The organism is Streptomyces sp. NPDC028289, from assembly GCF_055565975.1.
Genome location: NZ_JBVHTI010000004.1, coordinates 1 through 20090, shown reverse-complemented (window position 1 = coordinate 20090; position 20090 = coordinate 1). Strand labels below are relative to the sequence as shown.

The following is a 20090-nucleotide window of genomic DNA, read 5'->3' as shown; positions in this document are numbered from 1 at the left end:
GCTTCCATGTCGCTGTCACTTTCGGCGATCTGATCACGCCGGGCCGGTTCCGGTCGGCCCGGAGCAGGGTTCGCGTCATGACTGCGACCGTTTCCCCCACGCCGATCCCCGGCAGCACGCGTTGCCTCACGTCATTCCGGATCTCTTGCGCTCCCCTCGGGTCCTCGCCGACGGCCGTGCTCGATCCGCTGTCGGCGCTGATCACCGGGGGCCCGTGCCTGCGCGCCGAAGAAGACCACGAAGTCCGCGATCCCGCGGCACGCCCGCAGATCCCGGCCGTTTCCGCTCCGCCGACGGCGAGGTGAGGGCCGTGCGCACTGCAGCGGCGGCCACCGGGGCCACAGCCGTCGGAGCCCGGACCGGCACACCGCAGACTTTTCCCGGCTGAGCCGGGCCGACACACCAGAGCCTCAACAGCAGCCCGGGACCCCGGCCGCATCTCAGACGACAGGCCGGGGTCCTCCCGTGCCGTGTGCTTCCCTGACCGCTCGGGTCCGGGACCGTCATCGACGTAAGGAATGTGAGAACCATGGGTGTTCTGATCACCGTGCTGGTGGTGTGCGCCATGGCCGGGCTGGTCCTGCTCGCCCTGAGCGTGCGCAACGTCCAGCAGTACGAGAAGGGCGTGGTGTTCCGTTTCGGGCGGCTGCTGCCGGACATCCGCGGGCCGGGCCTGCGTGTCATCCGGCCGATCGGGGACCGGATGCGGAAGGTGTCCGTGCAGACCGAGGTCCTGGGTATCCCGCCGCAGGGGTCCATCACCGCCGACAACGTGACACTCACTGTCGACGCGGTCGTCTACTTCAAGGTCATCGACCCCGTCAAAGCCCTGGTGAACGTCCGCGACTACCCCAGCGCCGTCTCCCAGATCGCCCAGACCTCGCTCCGCTCGGTCATCGGCAGGGCCGACCTGGACACACTGCTCTCCGACCGAGACCACATCAACGCGGAACTCAAGAAGGTGATGGATGCACCCACCGAGGAACCCTGGGGACTGCGCATCGAACGCGTCGAGATCAAGGACATCGCCCTTCCGGAGTCGATGATGCGCTCCATGTCCAAGCAGGCCGAGGCCGAGCGGGAACGCCGGGCCCGGGTCATCGCCGCCGACGGCGAGTTCCAGGCGTCCCAGCGGCTGACCGACGCCGCCGCGACCATGGCCGACACCCCCGGAGCACTCCAACTACGTCTGTTGCAGACCGTGGTGGACGTCTCCGCAGAGAAGAACAGCACCCTCGTGATGCCGTTCCCCGTGGAGATGCTCCGCTTCTTCGAGCACCAGAGCAGGGACAGCGACGGCGAGTCCGACGGACGGCTCGTGCGCCGGAGCGACAGGCACGCCGCGCTCTCGGCGGGGGCCGTGATCTCGGAGCCTGCCATCCCCGCACCGGCCCTCACACCGTCTGTCTCCCTGCCCGGAGAGCGGGCCTGCAGCCGTGCGGAGGTGGCCCGGGAGCGGCGGGACAACTGGCCGACGCGGCGGGACGCCGAGGAATCCCTGAGCGGTTGACCGTTCCCGGCCGCCCGAGGTGACGTGATCGTCGCGGTGCAAGGCGGTGCCGCTGCCGGCCCCGGTGACAGCGTGTCACCGGGGCCGGCAGCGGTCCGGGGTGGCTGAAGCGGCCGGCCCGCCGTTGGATGCGAGGCCGGCAACAGCCGGGCGATGTCGACGACGTTGACCCCCCCCGTACCGCGAGTTCGGGCAGGTGGCGGCGGAGTGGCGAGGCCGCGGCCAGCACTTCGAGGATGGGTACGTCGCCCGCGCAGGCGAGCACGGCGTCGGGCTCGCCGGGCTCGGACTCGGTGCCGGCCCAGGCCCAGATCCCGGCGCCGCGGGCGCAGTGCGCGCGGGCGGCGTCGAGGTCGAGCCAGTCGAAGCACGGCTGCTTGCCCGCGACGACGACGTTGACGTAGTCGCGGCGGCGCAGCACGTGATCCGCCACTCAGCGACGTCAGCGTGGTCTGTGACGCGGCCAGGCGTTGCGTATCCAGGCCTTGTTCGCCTTGGTCTGCCGGTCCAGCCGACGCAGGTGGGCCGGCGGAAGGGCTCCGTTACGACCCCGTGCCACGGCCAACCGTGCGCGAGGTCGTTGGGGCTCGCAGAGGAACAACGTGCGGGTGTGCGACGTGGTGACCTGCGAACGCAAGTCTCTGAACCCACAAGTTACTTCTCTTTGAGACCTGAGCCCAGGCGACCGCCGGGTCCAGAGACGCCCTCGACCGGCGCGCGTCAGTTCCGCTCTTTCTTGGGGAAGACGTACTCGTCGAGGACCAGCCCGACGGCGACGGCCGCCGGGATGGCGACGAGGGCGCCGATGATGCCAAGGAGCGCCCCGCCGACCAGTACCGCGAGGACGGTGACCAACGGGTGGACGTCGACGGCGAACTTCATGGCCCTCGGGACGATGAAGTAGTCCTCGGCGACCCGGAAGACGACATAGAAGACCGCGGTCGCGATCGAAATGGGCAGGGACACGGACAGCGCGACGAGACTGACGACGATGCCGGCGAGAGTCGAGCCCACGATCGGGATCAGGTCCATCAGGGCCGTGAAGACGCCCAGCGCGGCGGCGTACGGGACACCGGTGGCCGCGCACCAGCCGAAGGTCGCCACGCCGGCGATCCCCGAGGTGACGAGGTTGCCGAGCATGAACTTGCCTATCCGGTTCATGATCTCTTCGGCCACGCCCTCGACGCGCTCACGGCGGCTGGCCGCCACGAAGCGGTAGCAGAACTCCTTGATGGCCGGCAGCGCCGCCATGCAGTAGAGGGTCACGGTGATCACGATGGCCGTGGACGCGACGGTGCTCAGGACCATTTGGCCGGCGCCCAGGACGCCTCCTGCAAGGCCGGACGCTCCGCCTCCTGAACCGAACTGCTCCTTGGCCTTCTCGACCAGGTGGAAGCGGTCCTCCAGGCGGCCGATCGTGGACTGGTGGTCGTGGAGCTGCTCCAGCCATCCCGGCACCGCGTCTACCAGCGCGGTGATCTCTTTGGTCACCGGCGGAATGACCAGGGCCAGGAATCCGCCGAGTACGACGATGAACCCGGTCAGGACGATCGAGACGGCCCAGCCGCGCCGCAGCCCCCGGCGCGTGAACCAGACGACGAGCGGTTCCAGACTGATCGCGATGAACACGGCCAGCAGCAGCAAGGTCAGCATCGAGCTGACCCGCATGACGGTCTGCACGGCGAGCCACGCCAGGCTGGCCCCCAGCCCCAGAGCGAAGCCCACCGTGACCCAGGACCGCTTGCGCCCGCCGCGTGGCTCACGGCTCGGCGGCTCCTGGGGCGCTTCCCGGGGCAGCTGTGTGCCGCCCGCCGGGCCGGGGCCGGAGCCGTTCAGGCCCGCCCCGTCCAGCGCACCGTGCTCCTGCCGAGCGGACTCGGGCTCGGACTGCGCAGACATCGCGATGCCCCTCTCCTCGACTGCCTCGTATGGGCGTGGATGTCGCCGCGGGGCGCCCCTGACCGCCACTCACCCTGTGCCGTCGCCGACGAGCAGTTGGTCCGAGGCGAGGAGGGTGGCACCGTGCCCGGGTACCCAGGCACTCCGCTCGTACCGCACACGCGCAGGGTTCGCCTCTCCGGCCGATGCGCTGAAAGCGGTCGCAACGGTGTGCGCAGTGAGGTACGGCCGTTGCGCCACGCGGTGAGGAGGTGGTCGCCGAGCCGCCTCTCGGTCCATGCGGTGGCGTCGACACCGAAACCGACGTCCCCGTCGAGAGCGGGCTCCGCTTCAAGGAGGCCGCCGCCGACGTCCCGGCGGACGATCTGCTCGTGGACCGCGTCGACCCGTCGCAGCCCGTGGGCGAGGCGCCGTGAGCCGGGTGAGGAGGTGGTCTCCACGGCTGCGAAGTGGCCCACCAGTGATCCGCGCAGCGCGCGGTGGAGTCCGAGCGGGACATGAGGTTGACGCTGGTCAGCATCTCCGCACCGGTCGTGTCGACGTAACGTCCGTAGGCGGTGCCCAGTTCGAGATCGGCCATCAGGTCGGCGAACAGCTGGGCGTGGATGCGCTCGGGTCGTCCGGCGCCGAACTCGTCGTACTCCACGGCGACCATCGCGGCCTTCGCGCGTCCCGTCAGTCTCGGGATGACCCAGGCATGCGGATCGGCTTCCTTCAGGTGGTAGAGGGAGCGTTGGGCCGCGTACTCACGGAACTGCCGGAGCTCTCCTCGTTTCCTGAGGAATGGGGAGGGTACGTCGGCGTCGAAGGGTTCCACGAGGAGGTCCGCGAGAGCTTCTCCGGCCTTGCGCGGCGATCCGACGTCGGCGCGGAGCGCGGACAGAAGCGGTGCTCGATCTCCGCCCGCAGCTGTAGCAGGCCGGGCTCCCACTCCCACCCGGAGTCGACGCCGGCGAAGCCTCGGTAATGGAGTTCGTAGCACAGGTGGAGCGCGAGTTGCAGATCGTCCCCGTACGGGTCCGCGTGCACGGCTGTCACCCGCTGCGGCAGCGGCGTCCCGGCGGGACGGGTCAGGGCCCGGCGGACCGTACGGGAGAGTTCGCCCCTGCTGCGCGGCGGCGCGGGGCCGGTGGCGCCGTCGTGGGCGGCCGGTGCGGTGCTGGTCATGCGGTCCGCCTCTGCTGCCGGGCGCGGTGGCTGGTGTCACACCAGGGACAGACCCGGCTGCGTCGGCAGACGCAGAGCGCGACGGTGAACCGGTCCGAACGCGCGATGCGCCTGTCGTCGAGTACGACCTCGACCGGTCCTTCCACGAGGATCGGACCGTCGCTCGTCAGCGTGACGCGGCGCCACTGTTCAGCGGGTTCGTTCGGCGCGGATGATCACCAGCTCTTCCTTCTCCTCGCCGGCGTCGACGAGCCCCCGCTCTCGCAGCCACGCCCCGCGCGAGCGGAGCACCGGACCGAACGGCAGGAGACGCCGGTCGATCACCCGGGCTTGGAGTCCCGACCGCTCCAACGCGGCCAGGGTCGGTGCGATGCCGCACAGCGCGGAGTGCACGAGCAGTAGCACACCGCCGGGAACCAGTGACGTGTGCGCGCGGCGGCAGATCCGGTCCAGCAGGAGGCGTCCGTCGGCACCCGCATCCCACGCCACCGCGCGGTGTGGTGGCAGCGCGGGACGGACCCGGGCGCGGGGACATAGGGCGGATTGCTCACGACCAGGTCGAACCTGCGGCCGGCAACCGGGCCGAACAGATCACCGTGGAGGACTTCGACGGGCAGTCGCGTGAGCCGGGCGTTGAACCGGGTGGCAGGACCGCCCGGTAGGAACTGTCGACGGCGGTGACGTGGGCGCCCGGCCGGGCGGCGGCCAGCGCGAGGGCACCGGCACCGGCTCCCATGTCCAGGACAGCGGCCCCCGCGGAGACGTGCTCCCGGTCGAGAGCCCGGGTCGACGACACGGTGTCGTGCTGGGGGGGCGTACACCCGCCACGGGGCCAGCACCGAGTCGCCCGCGCTGTCGTTCCGGGTCGTCGTGTCAATCACATGTACATCTCGCAGCCCGCGCCCCGAGCGTGTCACCGGACTCACCCGTCGGGTGGCTCGATATGAGGGGGCGCCTCACGGGCGAGCCTCGCAGGGCACACCCGACCCATGCGTCACTGTTCCGAGTGCCCGGCGAATTGGACCTCACACGGCATAGCGGACACTTCGATGATCATCCGGGCGCCGCAGCTGCACACCGACAGGGCGCGGAGTTGCCCGATGTCCGATCTCTTGAAGCGGGAGCCAGGTACCGTGACCGATCTTGATCCCTTCACCGACCTGCTCGACTATCCGATGTACGTCGTGACCGCGGTGGCCGACGGGGAAAGAGCCGGCTGCCTGGTCGGATTCGCCTCGCAGTGCTCGATGCGGCCCGCCCGGTTCATGGTCTGGCTGTCCAAAGCCAACCGGACGTACCAGGTCGCCGAGCGTGCCGAACGTCTCGCGGTCCATCTCCTCCGCCGCGACCGGAACCGGCTGGCCCGGCTCTTCGGCGGCGAGACCGGCGACCGCACCGACAAGTTCACGCACATCCCGTGGCATCCAGGACCGGGCGGATCGCTGATCCTCGACGAGGCCCCCGCCTGGTTCGTCGGTCGCGTGGAGAACCGGATCGACGGCGGCGACCACGTCGGTTTCCTGCTCGCTCCGGAGGCGGCGGACAACCCCTCGGGCACCAGAAGCCCGCTGCTGACGCTGAACGACACCCATGACATCACCCCAGGCCACCCGGCGGACTGAGCCGGCCGAGTGTAACTGGGCGGCACCGAGTCAGATCAGCCGGCGGGCACCTGTCGACGAGCGGGTCAGTGACGCGGTTGCGGTTGCTCGGTCGGTTCGGCCACTCCGCCGCGACCAGGACCAGTCGGTCCGGCCTTTCGATGGCGGGACTGGCGTCCACGCCGGCGAGTTCAAGTTCACCGATGCCCCCTGACACTTCGGACCGGGCGGGTCTCTGGTTCTCGACGCGGCCCCGGCCTGGTAGGTCGGTCGTGTGGAGAGCCTGAGCGACGGCGGCTATAGGCGATGTGAGTGGTCTCTGTTCCAGATCCCCACGCATCGCCTGAACTTGCGCCCCCGGGCACGCGAGAGCCCCGGGGCTCGTCAAGGAGTCCCGGGGCCATGGTGCTCAGAACGGGCGTCGGATCAGACCTGCGGGCCGCCGAACAGGGCGCCACCCGTGCCGTAGTAGGTGCTCAGTTCGTCGCGGTAACCCGGGTCGCCGGGAGCATGACCTCCTTGCCGAAGATCCACACACCCGTGTCGACCACCAGGTAGGCGTCACCGACCTCGTCGGAGTGCTTGTCGACCTTGCCGATGCCGCCGTCCGTGGCCTCGACCTTGTATCCGGTGAGGTCGGCGTCGGCCGGGCGACCCGCGGTCGACTTGTAACTCCACACATTTTCAGTCACGCGAAAACAACTCCTCCGGTAAACGGAGGACGACAGGGGTTCCCGCGATCCTCCTTTTCCGTGTGTCGTACACAGCGGTTTCTTCGACCGTCTTGGTTGCCGGTGCCCCGCATCCAGGGGTACACCCCCCACAGTCAAGCCAGAATTCATAATTCTCTCCGGCCCCGTGCGGGAAATGTCCTCGCCGGTCAACTACCAGCGATACCAGCGGCCACTCCCACCCTTCGGACGTGCAACGAAGCCGACGAGCCACACGACAAGCACGACGATCGCGATCCACCACAGAATTTTCAGTGCGAAACCCGCACCGAAGAGAATCAGGGCCAGCAGTAGAACGAGAAGCAGGGGAACCATAATTTTCAACCTCCGAACCGCCGTATGCCCACCAATTCCCCGTCCACGCGTACGGGCTCGTAACGGGATCTTTTGAGGCGTCCCGGTCGGGCGTGGCTGGTGTCATGATTCGGCGGTCCGTGGTGTGTGATTACCCGGCCGAACGAAGCGTGAACGACGACTGGTGGGCGCCGACGGGACGGCACCGGGCGCGGTACGCGGCTTCACTTGGCATCTGCGGAGCGCGCCTCCGGCCGGCGTCCACCGTGCCCAGGCGAAAGCAGGCCGGCGATCGCCCCTCGGCGCGGCGGGAACGATCGGTGGACGAGCTCGGCAGGTTCAGCTGTCCGTTTGCGTTGCCCGCGGGGGAAAGGCGCGGATCGTGTCGGTGCCCTGCGTGCCGCCGGCGATGGCCCGGGCGAGTTCGGAGAGTTTGCGGTGGTGGGCGCGAGCGTACGCGCGGAAGATGCCGAACGCCTCGTCGATGGGCATCTGCCATCGCTCGGCAAGGATGCCCTTGACCTGCTCGATGACGATACGGCTGTTGAGGGCGTACTGGAGCTGGTCGCGCTCGGCCTCGCTGTGGGCGAGCGTGCGCTGTTGAAGGATGGCGATGGTCGCCACGTCGGCGAGAGCCTGGGCGAGGGAGAGGTCCTGTTCGGCCAGCGGCGCGGGCCCCGCCCTGAACAGGCTGAGCGCGCCGATGACCCGTCCGCGCAGCCGCAGCGGCAGGGCGTTGGTGGAGACGAAACCGGTGTCCTGGGCGCTGCGGGCGAACTGTGGCCACCTGGTGGTCGCCGTGGGGTCGGTGAGGCTGACGTTGATCCGCGGCAGGCCGTCGTGGTAGCAGTCGACGCAGGGGCCCTGCTCGTGCTGGAGGGCGAAAAGTTCCAGCAGCCGGGTGTGTTCGTCGGAGGCGGCGAGAACGTGGAGCTTGTCGTTCTCGTCCGCGAGCAGGATGCCGACGGCGGCGACATCCAGCAGTTCCATGCAGTGCACGGACAGCTTCTGCAGGAAGTCGATGACGTCGAAGTCGTCGATCAGGGAGTCGGCCACCTCGACGAAGACTTCGGTGAGTTGATGTTCACGGGTTGCCATCGAGATCAGTCCTCGTCTTCGTCTTCGGTGACGTTCGTCGGGTGCGGGTCGGGTTCGAGCCGCAGCCGCCTGTCCACGACGTCCCGGGCTGTGTCGGTGAGGGTGCGGCTGTTGCCGTAGGCGTAGGCACGGAGCCGCAGCAGAGCCTCCGCCAGGGTTACGGAAAGCTGGACGCTGACCATGCCGGTCGCCTGGTGGAGGACCGCCTGATGCAGTACCGGGGCAACCAGGTCCTGGTTCTCCGCGGCCGACAGCAGCGGGCTCCCGAGATCCAGGACGCGCTTCGTCAGGGCGACGGCCAGTACGTTGACATCGTCGCCCTGCAGGGGTGTCAGGTGCCCTGGGGTCCTTCTGACCAGGGTCAGCACGCCCAGTGTGATGGCACCGATGTGCAGGGGGAAGCAGAACACGGCCCGAACGTTCAGGGCGGCCCCCTCGACGAGGAGGGCGGGCCAGCGGTCCTCTCTCACGCGGCCCAGATCGGGCACGCGCACCGCGATACCGTCGGCCAGGCAGTCCGGCCCCGGTCCGTATCCGAGGGTGAGCTGCAGGTCCTCGAAGTCACGCGAGAGACTGCCCGAGGACCAGAGGATCTCCGTCCCTCCTGGTGCGTTGCCCGCGCTGACCGCAATCCCGTCCACAGCGAGCAGCTCAGCCGCATCCGCCGCCACGTCCGGCCACTCCTCGGTTTGAAGCAGCCGCAGGATCTCCGCCATCCGATCGCTGATCATGCGACTTCGCTGGACGGCTGAGCTGTCTCGGCTGGAGGCTGTTCAACGCCCGACTCCTCTTCTGCCAGGAGGAATCCCGTGCCCGTGAGGTCCAGGAGCCGACTCACGACCGGGGCTGGATGGTGCAGCCGCAGCTCGCCATCCGAGGCGGCCAGGTGCTGGGAGACTTCGAGGAAGACGTTCAGACCGCTGGCGTCGCAGAACCCGACGGCGGCGAGATCGACGTCGATCTCCGTCATCCTGTTGGCCAGACATGTCGCCAGGGCGGCGCCGACGGCAGGAACGGTGGTCCGATCGATCTCACCCTCCAGGAAGACGGTCACCCGGCCATCGCCTCGGTACCGGATCATCGTATGCACAAATTGCACAGCGCCTCGGCTTTCCCGCCCGTAACCGAAGCCACCGCAAAGGCTGCATCCGTGCAGGCGCGCTCGAAAGGTGAGCAGCGAGTTCGCCGACGGACCGGTGCTACCGCCGGGTAGGAGACCACCTGAGCACACAACAGGGAAGCTGGTCCGCTTGCCGAAGGACGACGCCGTCTGTCGACGGGGGCGCCGGGGTCAAGGACGCACCTTCAGCCTACGCCGCGTCGAGTTCGGCGCACAGCAGTTCGCTTTCACTTCGCAACCCGCGGCGTACCCGCAGCCGGGACATGGTGTGGACGTGCACTTTGACTGGTAGTGATTACGTTCAGTAACCAACTGCATTCACGACATGACCGTACGCCGCAAAAGGCGCGCTTCGGACGAGTCGGACGCACTGCCGGGCGTAACCGGAGCGTGGGAGCCGATCGGCTTTCGGTATTTCCACCAGCGAAAACACCCCGCTCTCTTGCGGGACGTCCCGGACAACGCGAAGGCGGACCCATGGACGCGATTGTGCTGCTCAAGGACGACCACCAGACGGTCGAGAAGCTGTTCAAGGATTTCGAGCAGGCCGGGGACCGTGCCTACAAGACCAAGCGAAAGATCGCCGACTAGGTGATCGAGGAGCTGACGGTCCACGCCTGGATCGAGGAGGAGATCTTCCACCCCGCCGCGCGTGCCGCCGTGCCGGACACCACCGACCACGTACTGGAGAGCGTCGAGGAACATCACGTCGTCCTGCGGATGCTCTCCGAACTGGCGGGCCCAGACCCCGAAGACGAACGGTTCGACGCCAAGATGACCGTTCTCGTCGAGAACGTGCGGCACCACGTCGAGGAGGAAGAGAAGGAGTGGTTCCCCAAGGTCCGCTCCGCTCTCGGCCACAGCCGGCTGGGCGAACTGGGCGAGCGACTCGCCGCCGCCGAGCCCGACTCTCCTCACGACCCGGGGTGCCCAGCGCGCACGAATGACCTCCACGGGGCGGCCCGGCAGCCCGGGCTCCGCAGTTCGCGCAGCACCGGCAGGCACAGCGCGGCACCGGCCAGCGCCGGTATCACCAGCAGCGGCGTCCAGTGCAGCCCGCCGCCCGCCACCACGGCACCCACCATCAGCGGGGCCAGCGCGAAGCCGATGTTGCCGCCGGTGGCGAACACCGCCATCGCACCGTGGCTGCCCCGGCTGGCGAGCCGCGCGACCCGGGCGGACTCGGGGTGGTAGGCGGCCACGCCGATCCCGGACAGCGCCATGAACACGAGGGTCAGGGCATAGAGGACGACGACAGCCCGGAACGGGCTCGCCTGCGCGCCGTCCTGCTCGACCGGCTGCGGGCCTCACCGCAGCAGCCGCTGCACCTGCCCGCCCCGACCGCACCCCTGCTCCGCGAGGTGTGCGCGATCCTGCGGGCCGACCCGGCCGACGGCCGCACCCTCAGGGAACTCGGCCGTACGGTCGGCGCCGGCGACCGCACCCTCTCCCGGCTCTTCCGCGCCGACCTCGGCATGACCTTCCCGCGGTGGCGCACCCAGCTGCGCCTTCAGCACGCCCTGGTCCTGCTCGCCGACCGGATGCCGGTGACGGCGGTGGCCCACGCCTGCGGCTGGTCGTCGGCCAGCGCCTTCATCGACGCCTTCCGCCGCATCTTCGGCCACACCCCGGGCTCCCACCGCGACGGCCCCTGAACCGGACGTGCCCGGTCCCGGCCGGGCGGGGCGGGGCGAGGGCCCACCCGCCGCCTCGCCCGGCCCGCGCTCACTGGCCGGGCGCGAGGACGTACGTGTTCAGGCTGCCCACCGTGCTCAGCGGCGTGGGCGACCCGGTGTCGTACCGGTCCACGGCCACGTAGTTGGGCTTCTTCCGGGCGGCGGGAGTGCAGAAGTTCTGCGCCCGGTTGAGGATCTTGCCGTTGTCGGTGGCGGCGGTGCCGGCGATGGGATAGTCCCGGAAGTGGTTCATCACGAACAGCGGGTGGAAGGCGGACGAGTCCGTGGTCAGCGGTCTGTCGGTGCCCCATCGGCTGTAGCAGGACCAGTCGGAGTCACCGAGGCCGCCGCCCATGGACCAGTAGTTCTCCACGGTCCACTCGCGCTGGTACATCACACCGAACGTGTCGCGGGTGGCATACCCGTTGGCGGTGTCGCTCGCCCGGGTCCGGTCGCTGAAGACCAGCAACTGCTTGCCGCGGGCCGCGAGGTCGGCCATGGTGGGCCAGCCCTTGGTGGCGACGCCCTCCTGGTCGGGCCGGTACAGCACGTCGTACAGGCCGTTGACGGAGGCGAGGGAGGACTTCAGCACGTCGGAGGAGGCGTAGTCTTCCAGGAACACGGTGGCGAACTGGCCGGGGTTGGCCTTGAGGAAGTCCACGATGCGCTGGAGGTCGGTGGCGAGCGGGACCGGGTTGCTCACGCCGGAGCAGCTGTTGTGGCACAGCACGGCCTGCCCGGAGACCGTGTAGTCGTCGAGCATGAAGCCCCGCACGCCGTCGGACAGTTGCCGGCTGATGCCGTAGTTCTGGTTGGGGAACAGGTTGACCGGGAACGACGCGAAGTTGCCGTCCGAGCCGTTGGCGAAGGCGTTGTGGGCGGTCAGGAACGTGACCTGGTCGAGGGTGCGGGTGTCGGCGGAGGGCATCGCGGTGGTGGCGTAGGAGACCGGGGTGAGGTACCAGCGGGCGAGGTCCCCGGAGGAGCCGACCTGTACGGCGCCGGAGTCCGAGGAGGAGCCGGTGAGGTACTGCGAGGTGCCGGGGACGGTGACGGAGTAGGTGCCGTCGGCGCCGGCGGTGATCGTCCAGGTGGTGCCGTCCGTTCCGCAGGCGGCGGTGACCGCGGTGGTGACGCTGCGTCCCAGGCAGGTGCCGGACTCGTCGGCGTTCTGGAGCTGGTAGCCACCGCTGACCGCGACGGCGGTCCACTGCTGGTGGTCCTCGTTGCCCTTGGGGTTGTGCGCGGCGACGGTGCCGCCGCTGTCGGCGGCGTTGAGACCGGTGACGTAGTTCTGGAGGTAGACCGAGGAGGCGGGGACCGCGGCCGACGCGGTGCCCGGGAGGAACGCGGGCGCCGACAGGGCGAGGACGGCGGAACAGCACAGGACGCGCAAGGGGCGCAGACGCACGGGATATCCCTTCGCTGTGACACGAGTTGCCGAAGGTGGCAGAGCCATGACTTACCCGCTGGTAGGTGTGGAGCGCCAGTGCTGTCGCCTGAATTCCGCATCAATCAAAGAAACTTGACGCTTCGTCACCACTGCGCCGGTCCCGGTCCGTGCCCGGCCGATGCGGCAGGGGCTGGACTCGTCGCTCCCCGGTACCGATCGTTGGCGGTATGAACGATCACCGCACGGCCCCCGCCACCTCCGCCGTCCCCGCCGAACCTGAGGCGATCCGGCTCTTCAGGGAACGGCTCGGCCTGGCCGGGCTGATCGACGTGCACACCCACTTCATGCCCGAGCGGGTCCTGCACAAGGTCTGGAACTACTTCGACGCGAACGGACCGCTGATCGGCGACCTCGCGTGGCCCATCACCTACCGGAAGGAGGAGGCGGAACGCACCGCTCTCCTCAGGGAGTTCGGCGTCCGGTCCTTCACCTCGATGCTCTACCCGCACAAGCCCGGCATGGCGGTCTGGCTGAACGCGTGGGCCGCCGACTTCGCCGGCCGTACCCCCGACTGCCTGCACACGGCGACCCTCTTCCCCGAACAGGGCGTCGAGACGTACGTCCGGGCGGCCGTCGAGGCCGGCGCCCGGGTGTTCAAGGCGCACGTGCAGGTGGGCGGGTACGACCCGGCCGACGAACTCCTCGACGGGGCCTGGGGTCTGCTGGCCGACGCCGGGATTCCCGTCGTGATCCACTGCGGCTCCGGTCCCGCCCCCGGCAAGCACACCGGTCCCGGTCCGGTCGCGCGGGTACTGGCCCGCCATCCGAGGCTGCGGCTGATCATCGCGCACATGGGGATGCCGGAGTACGAGGAGTTCGCCGGCCTCGCCGAGCGGTACGGGGAGGTGCGGCTGGACACCACGATGGCGTTCACGGACTTCACCGAGCGGTTCATGCCGTTCCCGCCCCGGGCGCTGCCCCGGATCGCCGCTCTGGGCGACCGCGTCCTGCTCGGCTCCGACTTCCCCAACATCCCGTACCCCTACGTGCACCAGCTCCACGCCCTGGAGCGGCTGGAGCTCGGTGAGGAGTGGCTGCGCGCGGTGTGCCACGACAATGCGGCACGCCTGTTCGGGCTGTGACCGTCATCCGTCCGCTGCGGGGCGCAGCGGCGGGCCGGTGCGGTCAGGCCCGCGCCGCCTTGGGCGCGGCGACGACCACGACGCCCGCCTCGTGCCTCTCGAACAGGCTCAGCAGCTCGGTCAGGGCGACCGGCCCGTCACCGTCCTCGACGCTGTGGTCGATCAGCACCACGGGCTGCTGGAAACCGTCCCGCTCGGCGGGCACGAAGTCGGTGACGGTCTCCCGGCGCACGAGGACGACACGGCCGTCGTGCAAGGGGTCGCGGGGCAGCCGGTCGAGGTGCGCACGCAGCGCGGCCGGACGTGAGACCAGGTCCTGGGCGAGTACGCCCCGGTGGGCCAGCAGGGACACGGTGAGCCGGTTCCCGGTCCGCTCGTAGCGGGCGGAAAGATCCTCCGGCAGCAGGTAGAACACGCCGGCCTCGCCCTCGTGCCCGCGGTTCAGCAGCATGCAGGCCATCCGCTCGGCCCGATCGGCGGATGTCTGGTCGAGGTCGAGAATCACTCCCCGGGCGTCCGGGTCGAGGGAGGGGATCTCGCTGATCCACATCCGGGCGGAGCCGTCCATGCCCGGCATTCAAGCACACCGCCCCACTCGGGCCGGCAAGCCCGCTAGGGCCCGATGAACCGCACCGTCTCGGCCACCTCGGCCCGGTCGGTGCGGACCCGTGGCGCGCCCTCCTCCTCGAAGCCCACCGCGACACCGCACAGCAGCACGAGCCGGTCACCGGCGCCGACCAGCCGGCTGACCGTCCGGCGGTACATCGTCCACATCACCTGCGGGCAGCTGTGCAGGCCTTCGGCTCTCAGGAGCAGCATGACCGTCTGGAGGTACATCCCGGCGTCCGCCCACTGCCCGGGACCCATCGCCCGGTCGAGGTAGCAGAACAGCACGAGGGGCGCGCCGAACGCCTGTGTGTTCAACGCGGCGATCTTCACGGGCCGTTGCGGGTCATGGCGCTCGATGCCCAGCGCCGCGTACCGCTGCGCGGCCGCGGCGGCGAAGCGCTCCGGATACGGCGCGGCCGGCTCGGCCGGGTACATCGGGTATTCCCGCTCGTCGCCCGGGTCGGCCGCCAGCGCCCTGGCCGTGGCCTGCCGCTTCAGCTCGGCCAGCGGCTCGCCGGACACCACGTACACCTGCCAGGGCTGGAGGTTCCCACTGGACGGCGCCCGCGAGGCCGCGGCCAGCACCCGGGTCAGCACCTCCCGGGGCACCGGCCGATCGCTGAACGCCCGTACGGCCCGGCGGCTGTCCACCGCCTCGTACACATCCACGCCGACTCGGCCTTTCCGGAACGTCGCAACGGGCTGGAAACCACTGGAGACTAGGGGAGTTCGACGCCGATGACGTTGCGCAGCATCCCGCGCAGGTGATCCGGCATGTCGATGGTGTCCGGGCTGAGCAGCCACTGGACCTGCAGGCCGTCGATGAACGCGACCAGATCCGCCGCCAGGTGCGAGGCGTCCACATGGGGGCGCAGCAGCCCGCGCCGTGCCAGGTCGTCGACGGCCGACTGCATCTCGCGGCGGGTGCGTTCGTAGCGTGCGGTGAAGTACGGGCGCGCCGGGTGGTCCGCCGCCGTGGCCTCACTGGACAGCACCGCGAACAGGCTCACGATGAGGGGGTTGGCCTGGTTGTGCGCGACGAGCCTGATCATCGCGGCGAAGTAGGCGAGGCCGTCCTGGCTGAGCGCGCCCGACTCGAGGAAGTGCTCGCCGTCCTGACGGTCGCGTGCCTCCAGGACCGCCTCCAGGAGCGACTCCTTGGTCGGGAAGTGGTGCAGCAGGCCCGCGCGTGAGACACCGCAGGCGGCGGCGAGCTGCACCATGCTCGCGTTGCGGTAGCCGACCTGCCCGAACGCGGTGAACGCGGCCTCGATGATCTGGGCGCGCCGCCGTTCCCCTTTGGGGTAGTTCCGCGGGGCCGCCCCCGGCCGCGCCGTTTCCCTTGCCATGAACGAGATGCTAACGACCCCTAGAAACCATCACCCCTGTCGGTATTCTGTTTCCCGGCCGTCCGCCACGAGAGGAGTCCCCCTTGTCGACACCACAGTTGTCGGTTCAGCTCTACTCCGTACGCCAGGCTCTGGAGGCAGACGAAGACGCCGCGCTCGGCCGTCTGGCCGCCTTGGGGCTGACCAACGTCGAGGTCTTCGGCTTCACGCACCGCGCGGCCGAACTCGCCGACGCGCTCGCCCGGCACGGCCTGTCCGCACGGACCGGACACGCCGGCTTCCTGTCGCCGGACGGCACGTCGGGCACCGGCCTCGACGACACGTTCCGGGCCGCCCGGCGACTGGGCGTGGAAATCCTCTTCGACCCGTTCGTGCCGGCCTCCCGGTGGGCCGACGAGAAGGAGATCGCCCGTACCGCGGCCCTCCTGAACGAGGCCGCCGAGCGTGCCGCCGGGCACGGACTCAGGGTCGGCTACCACAACCACTCCCAGGAGTTCGTGCACACCGTCGCCGGCGTCAGCGCCTTCGACCGCTTCGCCGACCTCCTGAACCCGGAAGTCGTCCTGGAGATCGACCTGTTCTGGGCCGCGGCCGGCGGCAACGACGTCGTCGCCCTCCTCGGCCGGCTGGGTTCCCGGGTGCGCGCCCTGCACGTGAAGGACGGCCCCGTCATCGACGACCCGTTCACCTCCGGCGTCCCCTTCGACCCCGCCGACACCGGGCAGGTCGCGGCGGGCCGGGGGCAGATCCCGCTGGCCGCCTCGCTGGCCGCGGCCACACACGCCGAGTATGCCGTCATCGAGTTCGACCACTACGACGGCGACGTCTTCGAGGGCATCGCGACAGGCATCACCTACCTGAAGGGGAAGGGCATCGCCTGATGACGGCACACCACCCGGTCGGCGTCGGAGTCATCGGCGCCGGCAACATCAGCGACCAGTACCTGACCAGCCTCACCCGGTACCCCGACCTGTACGTGGCCGTCGTGGGCGACCTCGACACCGCGCGGGCCGAGACCCAGGCCCGCGCGTACGGCGTCGAGGAGTGGGGAACGGCCGCGGACGTCCTCGCCCACCCGGACGTCGAGATCATCGTCAACCTGACCGTCCCCGCCGTGCATGCCGAGGTCAGTTCGGCGATTCTCGCGGCGGGCAGGCACGTCTGGTCCGAGAAGCCCATCGCCCTGGACCGCGCCGACGCACGAGCCCTGCTCGACCAGGCCGCCGCGGCCGGCCTGCGGGTCGGAGTCGCCCCGGACACGATCCTCGGCCCGGGCCTCCAGACCGCCCTGCGCGCGATCGCCCGCGGCGACATCGGAGCCCCGCTGTCCGCGCAGACCGTCATGCAGTACGCGGGACCCGACCTGTGGCACCCGAACCCGGAGTTCCTGTTCGCCAGGGGCGCCGGCCCCCTCTTCGACATGGGGCCCTACTACCTCACCGCCCTGGTCTGCCTGTTCGGGCCGGTCTCCCGGGTCGCCGCGCTCGGGTCGACCGCCCGCACAGTCCGAACGGTACGCAGCGGGGCCCGCGCGGGCACCGAGTTCACCGTCGCCGTACCCACCCATGTCTCCGCGCTCACGCAGTTCGAGGGCGGCGGCGTCGGCCAGAGTGTCTTCAGCTTCGACTCCCCGCTCACCCGCACCGGGTTCGTCGAGATCACCGGCACCGAGGGCACCCTGGTCCTGCCCGACCCCAACACCTTCGCCGGCGAGGTCAGGATCACCCGCGTGCCGCAGCGGGGCCGGGAGGCGGAGTGGGAGACCGTCCCGCCGGTCGGCGTCGAGGGCGGCCGCGGACTGGGAGTCCTGGACATGGCGCGGGCCGTCCGCGGCGGAGGACCGCACATCGCCAGTGGCGACCTCGGCTACCACGTCCTGGACACCATGGTGTCCATCGACGAGGCCGTCACCTCCGGCGAGACCGTCCGCGTCGGCAGCACGGCGCCCGCGATACCGCTCGTCCCCGAGGACCGCGACCCCTACGGAGCCACCCTGTGACCGGCCCCGGAGCCCCGGATCCCCGCCTGCGGGACGGAAGCTTTCAGTGGCGCGGACCGTGCTCAACTTCTCGGCCGTCACAGGTAATTGACGACGCGGTCGGGGGACTGCTTCACTGAGGCAGTGGCTGAGCCACTAGACCAGTAAGTCGCTGAACCAGTGGGCCGCCAGACCGGTGAGCCGCTGAACCACTGACCGAAGCCTGGGAGATCCTCCGTGGCCGTCGAGAGCATTCCGCGTCGAACCGTGGTCGACCTGCTTGAAGCACGACTGCGTGAGGACATCCTCAGCGGCACGCACGGCCCCGGATCCCTGCTGCCCCCCGAGCGGGAGCTGGCCGCCGGGTACGGGGTCACCCGTACGACGTTGAAGCACGCGCTGACGCGGCTGGAGCAGGCGGGACTGCTGAGCACCCGGCACGGCATCGGCACACGCGTCCTGGACTACCTGCGGATCGGTGGCGCCGACCTGCTTCCGATGCTGGCGGCACAGGACCCCACGTGGCTGCGGGAGGTCTTCGAGGTACGGCGGCACATCGGCACCCTGATCGCCGGCCGCGCGGCCGACCGGCGCACGGACCGGCAGGCCCGGCGGCTGGAACACCTGCTGCGTCAGGTCGCGGACGGCCCGGACGCCGACGCCGTCCAGCTCGCCGACGTGGAAGTGCACCGCGAACTGGCACGGGCGACGGGTAACCGGGTCTATCTGCTCCTCACGAACACGCTGTTCAACGCCTATCTTCCGGTACGGGCCGCGCTGCGGGCGCCGTTCGAGGACGCGGCGCGGGCGGCGGACCGCCTTGTGCCGGTGGTACGGGCCGTGGCCGGCCGGGACGTCGCGGGGGCGCGGCGCGCGGCGGAGACGTATCTGGCCGACACCGAGAAGATCATGCTCGGTTCGCTGACCAGTCCTCGCGGACGGCCGCCCGCCGACAGCCCCCGGTAGCCGCGCTCCCCAACCGCGGCTCCTTGGCGCACCGGCTGCCGCCGAGTCGAGCCGTGTGCGGCGAACCGGCCAGACCTCGGTGCAGCTCCGATCTTTCATGTCTTCCATGCGCGGATGCGCGTTCGCCCCGCGCGTACTCCGCATGTCATGTCCCGGACAAATTTGCTTCCGGGGTCATCACCCAATGACGGCCGCCCGTCCACCGTGGGCGCGGCGGCGACCGACAACACAAGGAGCATGGTGAGCAGATCAAGCAAGAGACGCGGCGTCCTCATCGGCATGATGCTGTCCGCGGTCATCGGCGGCTCCGTCCAGCCGGCGATCGCGGCGCCGGTGCGGGACGCCGGGGACCAGGCCACGACGTTCCGGAAATCTCCGGTGTGGTCGACCGAACGGGACATCGCGCGGGCCCTGTCCGCCTCGTTGCGTGACCCGCGGTGGCGCGCACAGGTCCGTGCGGCCGCCCTCGGCACCGAGGACGTGGACCTTCAGGCGCTGACAGGCCGGACCGCCTCCCCGGAGGGCAGGGACCTGTACGCCTCCGTCTCCGCCGCGGACCGTCGCATCGTGGACCTGAAGGGCCTGCCCGCGTCGACCGGGTCACTGCTGCGCGTCCGCCTGGGCGCGCCGTCCATGCGGTCGCACCTGAACGCCGAAGTCACTCCCTGGATCGCCGTCGCCGCGCCCGACGACGACGCCAAGGACATCACGGCCTACGACAGCCGCGGCCACGCCCACACGATCGGCACCGCGCACGTTCCCGACCGCCCGCTGTACATCCTGGACATCGACGTCACCAAGGCCCACCGGGCCGGCCTGAAGGTGCTGCGGAAGGCCTTCACGGACAAGGGCCTGACCTCCCTCCCGAAGAAGGCGGCGGCGAACAGCGCCGACGCCGCGAGCGCGGCGGGCTGGTGGGCGACCAAGGTCACGGCCGTCGAGGTGAACGACGACCAGGAGCCCTGGTTCAAGGGCGCCGCCGAGATGTTCTCGCTGGTGACCGGCTTCGGCCAGGACGGCACGGCGCGCGTCGACTCGGTGGACATGCCCTACCTGGACTACGACGGCACCGTCTACTACCCGAACCAGATCCTGGTCAACTGGTCCAACTACAAGTACAACCTGGCCGACGTCGTCATGATGGAGGACGACGACGGCACCAACTACCGTGCGCTGGCGCAGGCGATCACCACGGCGCTGCTCACCGTGACCGACCAGGGCACCTACATCCCGCTGGTGAACGCGGTCCTGAGCGCGATCCCCGACAGCTGGTTCACCGACGACCCCGACTACGTGGAGTCCTGGTACACCCTCGCCCAGAACTCCTCGGGCCGGCTGAACGGCGCCTCGGGCAACGGCTGGATGACCGTCGAGCCCTACTTCGTCGAGCAGTTCTAGACCTCGCGCCCGGGGGGGGGGGGGGGGGGGGGGGGGGGGGGGGGGGGGGGGGGGGGGGGGCCCCGCGGTCTTGGTGTTCCCACCCGCACCACCCGTGCGGGTTTCGTGGTCGGGTGCGGGTGGCCCCTGTGGGCCGTTCTCCCCGTCGGCGACCGCGGG

17 protein-coding genes and 7 pseudogenes are annotated in these 20090 nt (G+C 70.0%); 9 read left to right on the top strand and 15 right to left on the bottom strand.

What is annotated here, in order from left to right; translation table 11 throughout:
• The first annotated feature begins 529 nt into the window (after window positions 1-529).
• Complete coding sequence (locus tag ACZ4UV_RS20030) at window positions 530-1510, top strand: slipin family protein (RefSeq protein WP_451018931.1); 981 nt, start codon at window positions 530-532, stop codon at window positions 1508-1510.
• Between the two features lie 125 nt (window positions 1511-1635).
• Here ACZ4UV_RS20030 and ACZ4UV_RS20025 read toward each other — a convergent pair.
• The 5 genes and pseudogenes from ACZ4UV_RS20025 to ACZ4UV_RS20005 form a co-directional block, all read right to left on the bottom strand.
• Window positions 1636-1943, bottom strand: a pseudogene (locus ACZ4UV_RS20025) (phosphoketolase family protein); the annotation flags it as partial.
• Window positions 1944-2230: 287 nt separating this feature from the next.
• Window positions 2231-3409: an AI-2E family transporter gene (locus ACZ4UV_RS20020; protein WP_451018930.1), complete on the bottom strand. Its 1179-nt coding sequence runs from the start codon at window positions 3407-3409 to the stop codon at window positions 2231-2233.
• A 203-nt stretch (window positions 3410-3612) separates the two neighbouring features.
• Window positions 3613-4576 (bottom strand): annotated as a pseudogene (locus tag ACZ4UV_RS20015) (iron-containing redox enzyme family protein); the annotation flags it as partial.
• Window positions 4573-4746 (bottom strand): CDGSH iron-sulfur domain-containing protein, encoded by a 174-nt coding sequence (locus ACZ4UV_RS20010; protein ID WP_451018940.1) that lies wholly within the window; start codon window positions 4744-4746, stop codon window positions 4573-4575. The pseudogene ACZ4UV_RS20015 and the gene ACZ4UV_RS20010, both read right to left, overlap by 4 nt.
• Before the next feature lie 19 nt (window positions 4747-4765).
• A pseudogene (locus ACZ4UV_RS20005) lies at window positions 4766-5453 on the bottom strand (HemK2/MTQ2 family protein methyltransferase).
• 256 nt (window positions 5454-5709) lie between these two features.
• On the opposite strand from ACZ4UV_RS20005, the gene ACZ4UV_RS20000 reads away from it, so the two are divergent.
• Window positions 5710-6198 carry a flavin reductase family protein gene (locus ACZ4UV_RS20000; protein WP_467839461.1) on the top strand — a complete coding sequence of 163 codons (489 nt, stop codon included), beginning with the start codon at window positions 5710-5712 and terminating at the stop codon, window positions 6196-6198.
• A 467-nt stretch (window positions 6199-6665) separates the two neighbouring features.
• Here the strand turns inward: ACZ4UV_RS20000 and ACZ4UV_RS19995 are convergent.
• The 5 genes and pseudogenes from ACZ4UV_RS19995 to ACZ4UV_RS19975 form a co-directional block, all read right to left on the bottom strand.
• Window positions 6666-6869, bottom strand: a pseudogene (locus ACZ4UV_RS19995) (PRC-barrel domain containing protein); the annotation flags it as partial.
• 192 nt (window positions 6870-7061) lie between these two features.
• Window positions 7062-7223 carry a hydrophobic protein gene (locus tag ACZ4UV_RS19990; RefSeq protein ID WP_451018929.1) on the bottom strand — a complete coding sequence of 54 codons (162 nt, stop codon included), beginning with the start codon at window positions 7221-7223 and terminating at the stop codon, window positions 7062-7064.
• A gap of 318 nt (window positions 7224-7541) precedes the next feature.
• Entirely contained in the window at window positions 7542-8300 is a 759-nt protein-coding gene (locus ACZ4UV_RS19985) for an ANTAR domain-containing protein (RefSeq protein WP_390044675.1), read from the bottom strand.
• 5 nt (window positions 8301-8305) lie between these two features.
• Entirely contained in the window at window positions 8306-9031 is a 726-nt protein-coding gene (locus ACZ4UV_RS19980) for a GAF and ANTAR domain-containing protein (protein ID WP_451018928.1), read from the bottom strand.
• Entirely contained in the window at window positions 9028-9354 is a 327-nt protein-coding gene (locus ACZ4UV_RS19975) for an STAS domain-containing protein (protein WP_467839457.1), read from the bottom strand. The genes ACZ4UV_RS19980 and ACZ4UV_RS19975 overlap by 4 nt, the downstream gene beginning before the upstream one ends.
• Before the next feature lie 657 nt (window positions 9355-10011).
• Between ACZ4UV_RS19975 and ACZ4UV_RS19970 the strand changes: the two are divergent.
• Window positions 10012-10251 (top strand): annotated as a pseudogene (locus ACZ4UV_RS19970) (hemerythrin domain-containing protein); the annotation flags it as partial.
• Window positions 10252-10373: 122 nt separating this feature from the next.
• Here the strand turns inward: ACZ4UV_RS19970 and ACZ4UV_RS19965 are convergent.
• Window positions 10374-10690: pseudogene (locus tag ACZ4UV_RS19965) on the bottom strand (MFS transporter); the annotation flags it as partial.
• Between ACZ4UV_RS19965 and ACZ4UV_RS19960 the strand changes: the two are divergent.
• Window positions 10668-11075: pseudogene (locus tag ACZ4UV_RS19960) on the top strand (helix-turn-helix transcriptional regulator); the annotation flags it as partial. The pseudogenes ACZ4UV_RS19965 and ACZ4UV_RS19960 sit on opposite strands and share 23 nt — an antisense overlap.
• A 70-nt stretch (window positions 11076-11145) precedes the next feature.
• Here ACZ4UV_RS19960 and ACZ4UV_RS19955 read toward each other — a convergent pair.
• A complete protein-coding gene (locus ACZ4UV_RS19955; RefSeq protein WP_467839454.1) occupies window positions 11146-12555 on the bottom strand; it encodes an RICIN domain-containing protein in 1410 nt (469 codons plus the stop codon).
• Window positions 12556-12716: 161 nt separating this feature from the next.
• Here ACZ4UV_RS19955 and ACZ4UV_RS19950 point away from each other — a divergent pair, with 161 nt between their 5' ends.
• A complete protein-coding gene (locus ACZ4UV_RS19950; protein WP_390044669.1) occupies window positions 12717-13631 on the top strand; it encodes an amidohydrolase family protein in 915 nt (304 codons plus the stop codon).
• A 43-nt stretch (window positions 13632-13674) separates the two neighbouring features.
• Here the strand turns inward: ACZ4UV_RS19950 and ACZ4UV_RS19945 are convergent, their stop codons facing one another.
• Genes ACZ4UV_RS19945 through ACZ4UV_RS19935 form a run of 3 tightly spaced genes read right to left on the bottom strand, consistent with a single transcriptional unit; the run spans window position 13675 to window position 15589 of the window.
• Window positions 13675-14199, bottom strand: a complete 525-nt coding sequence (locus tag ACZ4UV_RS19945) for a hypothetical protein (RefSeq protein ID WP_467839451.1) — start codon at window positions 14197-14199, stop codon at window positions 13675-13677.
• Window positions 14200-14243: 44 nt separating this feature from the next.
• A complete protein-coding gene (locus tag ACZ4UV_RS19940) occupies window positions 14244-14909 on the bottom strand; it encodes a nitroreductase (RefSeq protein WP_467839448.1) in 666 nt (221 codons plus the stop codon).
• A gap of 50 nt (window positions 14910-14959) precedes the next feature.
• The gene (locus ACZ4UV_RS19935) at window positions 14960-15589 is read right to left on the bottom strand and encodes a TetR/AcrR family transcriptional regulator (protein WP_390044663.1); all 630 of its coding nucleotides are present in this window, start codon (window positions 15587-15589) and stop codon (window positions 14960-14962) included.
• A gap of 83 nt (window positions 15590-15672) precedes the next feature.
• On the opposite strand from ACZ4UV_RS19935, the gene ACZ4UV_RS19930 reads away from it, so the two are divergent.
• The 4 genes from ACZ4UV_RS19930 to ACZ4UV_RS19915 all read left to right on the top strand — a co-directional run bounded on the left by ACZ4UV_RS19930 (window position 15673) and on the right by ACZ4UV_RS19915 (window position 19931).
• Window positions 15673-16470: a sugar phosphate isomerase/epimerase family protein gene (locus ACZ4UV_RS19930; RefSeq protein ID WP_467839445.1), complete on the top strand. Its 798-nt coding sequence runs from the start codon at window positions 15673-15675 to the stop codon at window positions 16468-16470.
• Entirely contained in the window at window positions 16470-17588 is a 1119-nt protein-coding gene (locus ACZ4UV_RS19925) for a Gfo/Idh/MocA family protein (protein WP_467839442.1), read from the top strand. Before ACZ4UV_RS19930 ends, ACZ4UV_RS19925 begins: the two co-directional genes overlap by 1 nt.
• Window positions 17589-17804: 216 nt before the next feature.
• Window positions 17805-18533: a FadR/GntR family transcriptional regulator gene (locus tag ACZ4UV_RS19920; protein WP_390044657.1), complete on the top strand. Its 729-nt coding sequence runs from the start codon at window positions 17805-17807 to the stop codon at window positions 18531-18533.
• Between the two features lie 237 nt (window positions 18534-18770).
• Window positions 18771-19931 (top strand): DUF3103 family protein, encoded by a 1161-nt coding sequence (locus ACZ4UV_RS19915; RefSeq protein ID WP_467839439.1) that lies wholly within the window; start codon window positions 18771-18773, stop codon window positions 19929-19931.
• Window positions 19932-20090: the final 159 nt, after the last annotated feature.

Excerpts from the sequence above, each read along its gene's own strand:
- ACZ4UV_RS20030 (WP_451018931.1), top strand. The coding sequence starts at position 530 with ATGGGTGTTCTGATCACCGTGCTGGTGGTGTGCGCCATGGCCGGGCTG.
- ACZ4UV_RS20020 (WP_451018930.1), bottom strand. The coding sequence starts at position 3,409 with ATGTCTGCGCAGTCCGAGCCCGAGTCCGCTCGGCAGGAGCACGGTGCG.
- ACZ4UV_RS19990 (WP_451018929.1), bottom strand. The coding sequence starts at position 7,223 with ATGGTTCCCCTGCTTCTCGTTCTACTGCTGGCCCTGATTCTCTTCGGT.
- ACZ4UV_RS19985 (WP_390044675.1), bottom strand. The coding sequence starts at position 8,300 with ATGGCAACCCGTGAACATCAACTCACCGAAGTCTTCGTCGAGGTGGCC.
- ACZ4UV_RS19980 (WP_451018928.1), bottom strand. The coding sequence starts at position 9,031 with ATGATCAGCGATCGGATGGCGGAGATCCTGCGGCTGCTTCAAACCGAG.
- ACZ4UV_RS19955 (WP_467839454.1), bottom strand. The coding sequence starts at position 12,555 with ATGGCTCTGCCACCTTCGGCAACTCGTGTCACAGCGAAGGGATATCCC.
- ACZ4UV_RS19950 (WP_390044669.1), top strand. The coding sequence starts at position 12,717 with ATGAACGATCACCGCACGGCCCCCGCCACCTCCGCCGTCCCCGCCGAA.
- ACZ4UV_RS19945 (WP_467839451.1), bottom strand. The coding sequence starts at position 14,199 with ATGGACGGCTCCGCCCGGATGTGGATCAGCGAGATCCCCTCCCTCGAC.
- ACZ4UV_RS19935 (WP_390044663.1), bottom strand. The coding sequence starts at position 15,589 with ATGGCAAGGGAAACGGCGCGGCCGGGGGCGGCCCCGCGGAACTACCCC.
- ACZ4UV_RS19925 (WP_467839442.1), top strand. The coding sequence starts at position 16,470 with ATGACGGCACACCACCCGGTCGGCGTCGGAGTCATCGGCGCCGGCAAC.
- ACZ4UV_RS19915 (WP_467839439.1), top strand. The coding sequence starts at position 18,771 with ATGGTGAGCAGATCAAGCAAGAGACGCGGCGTCCTCATCGGCATGATG.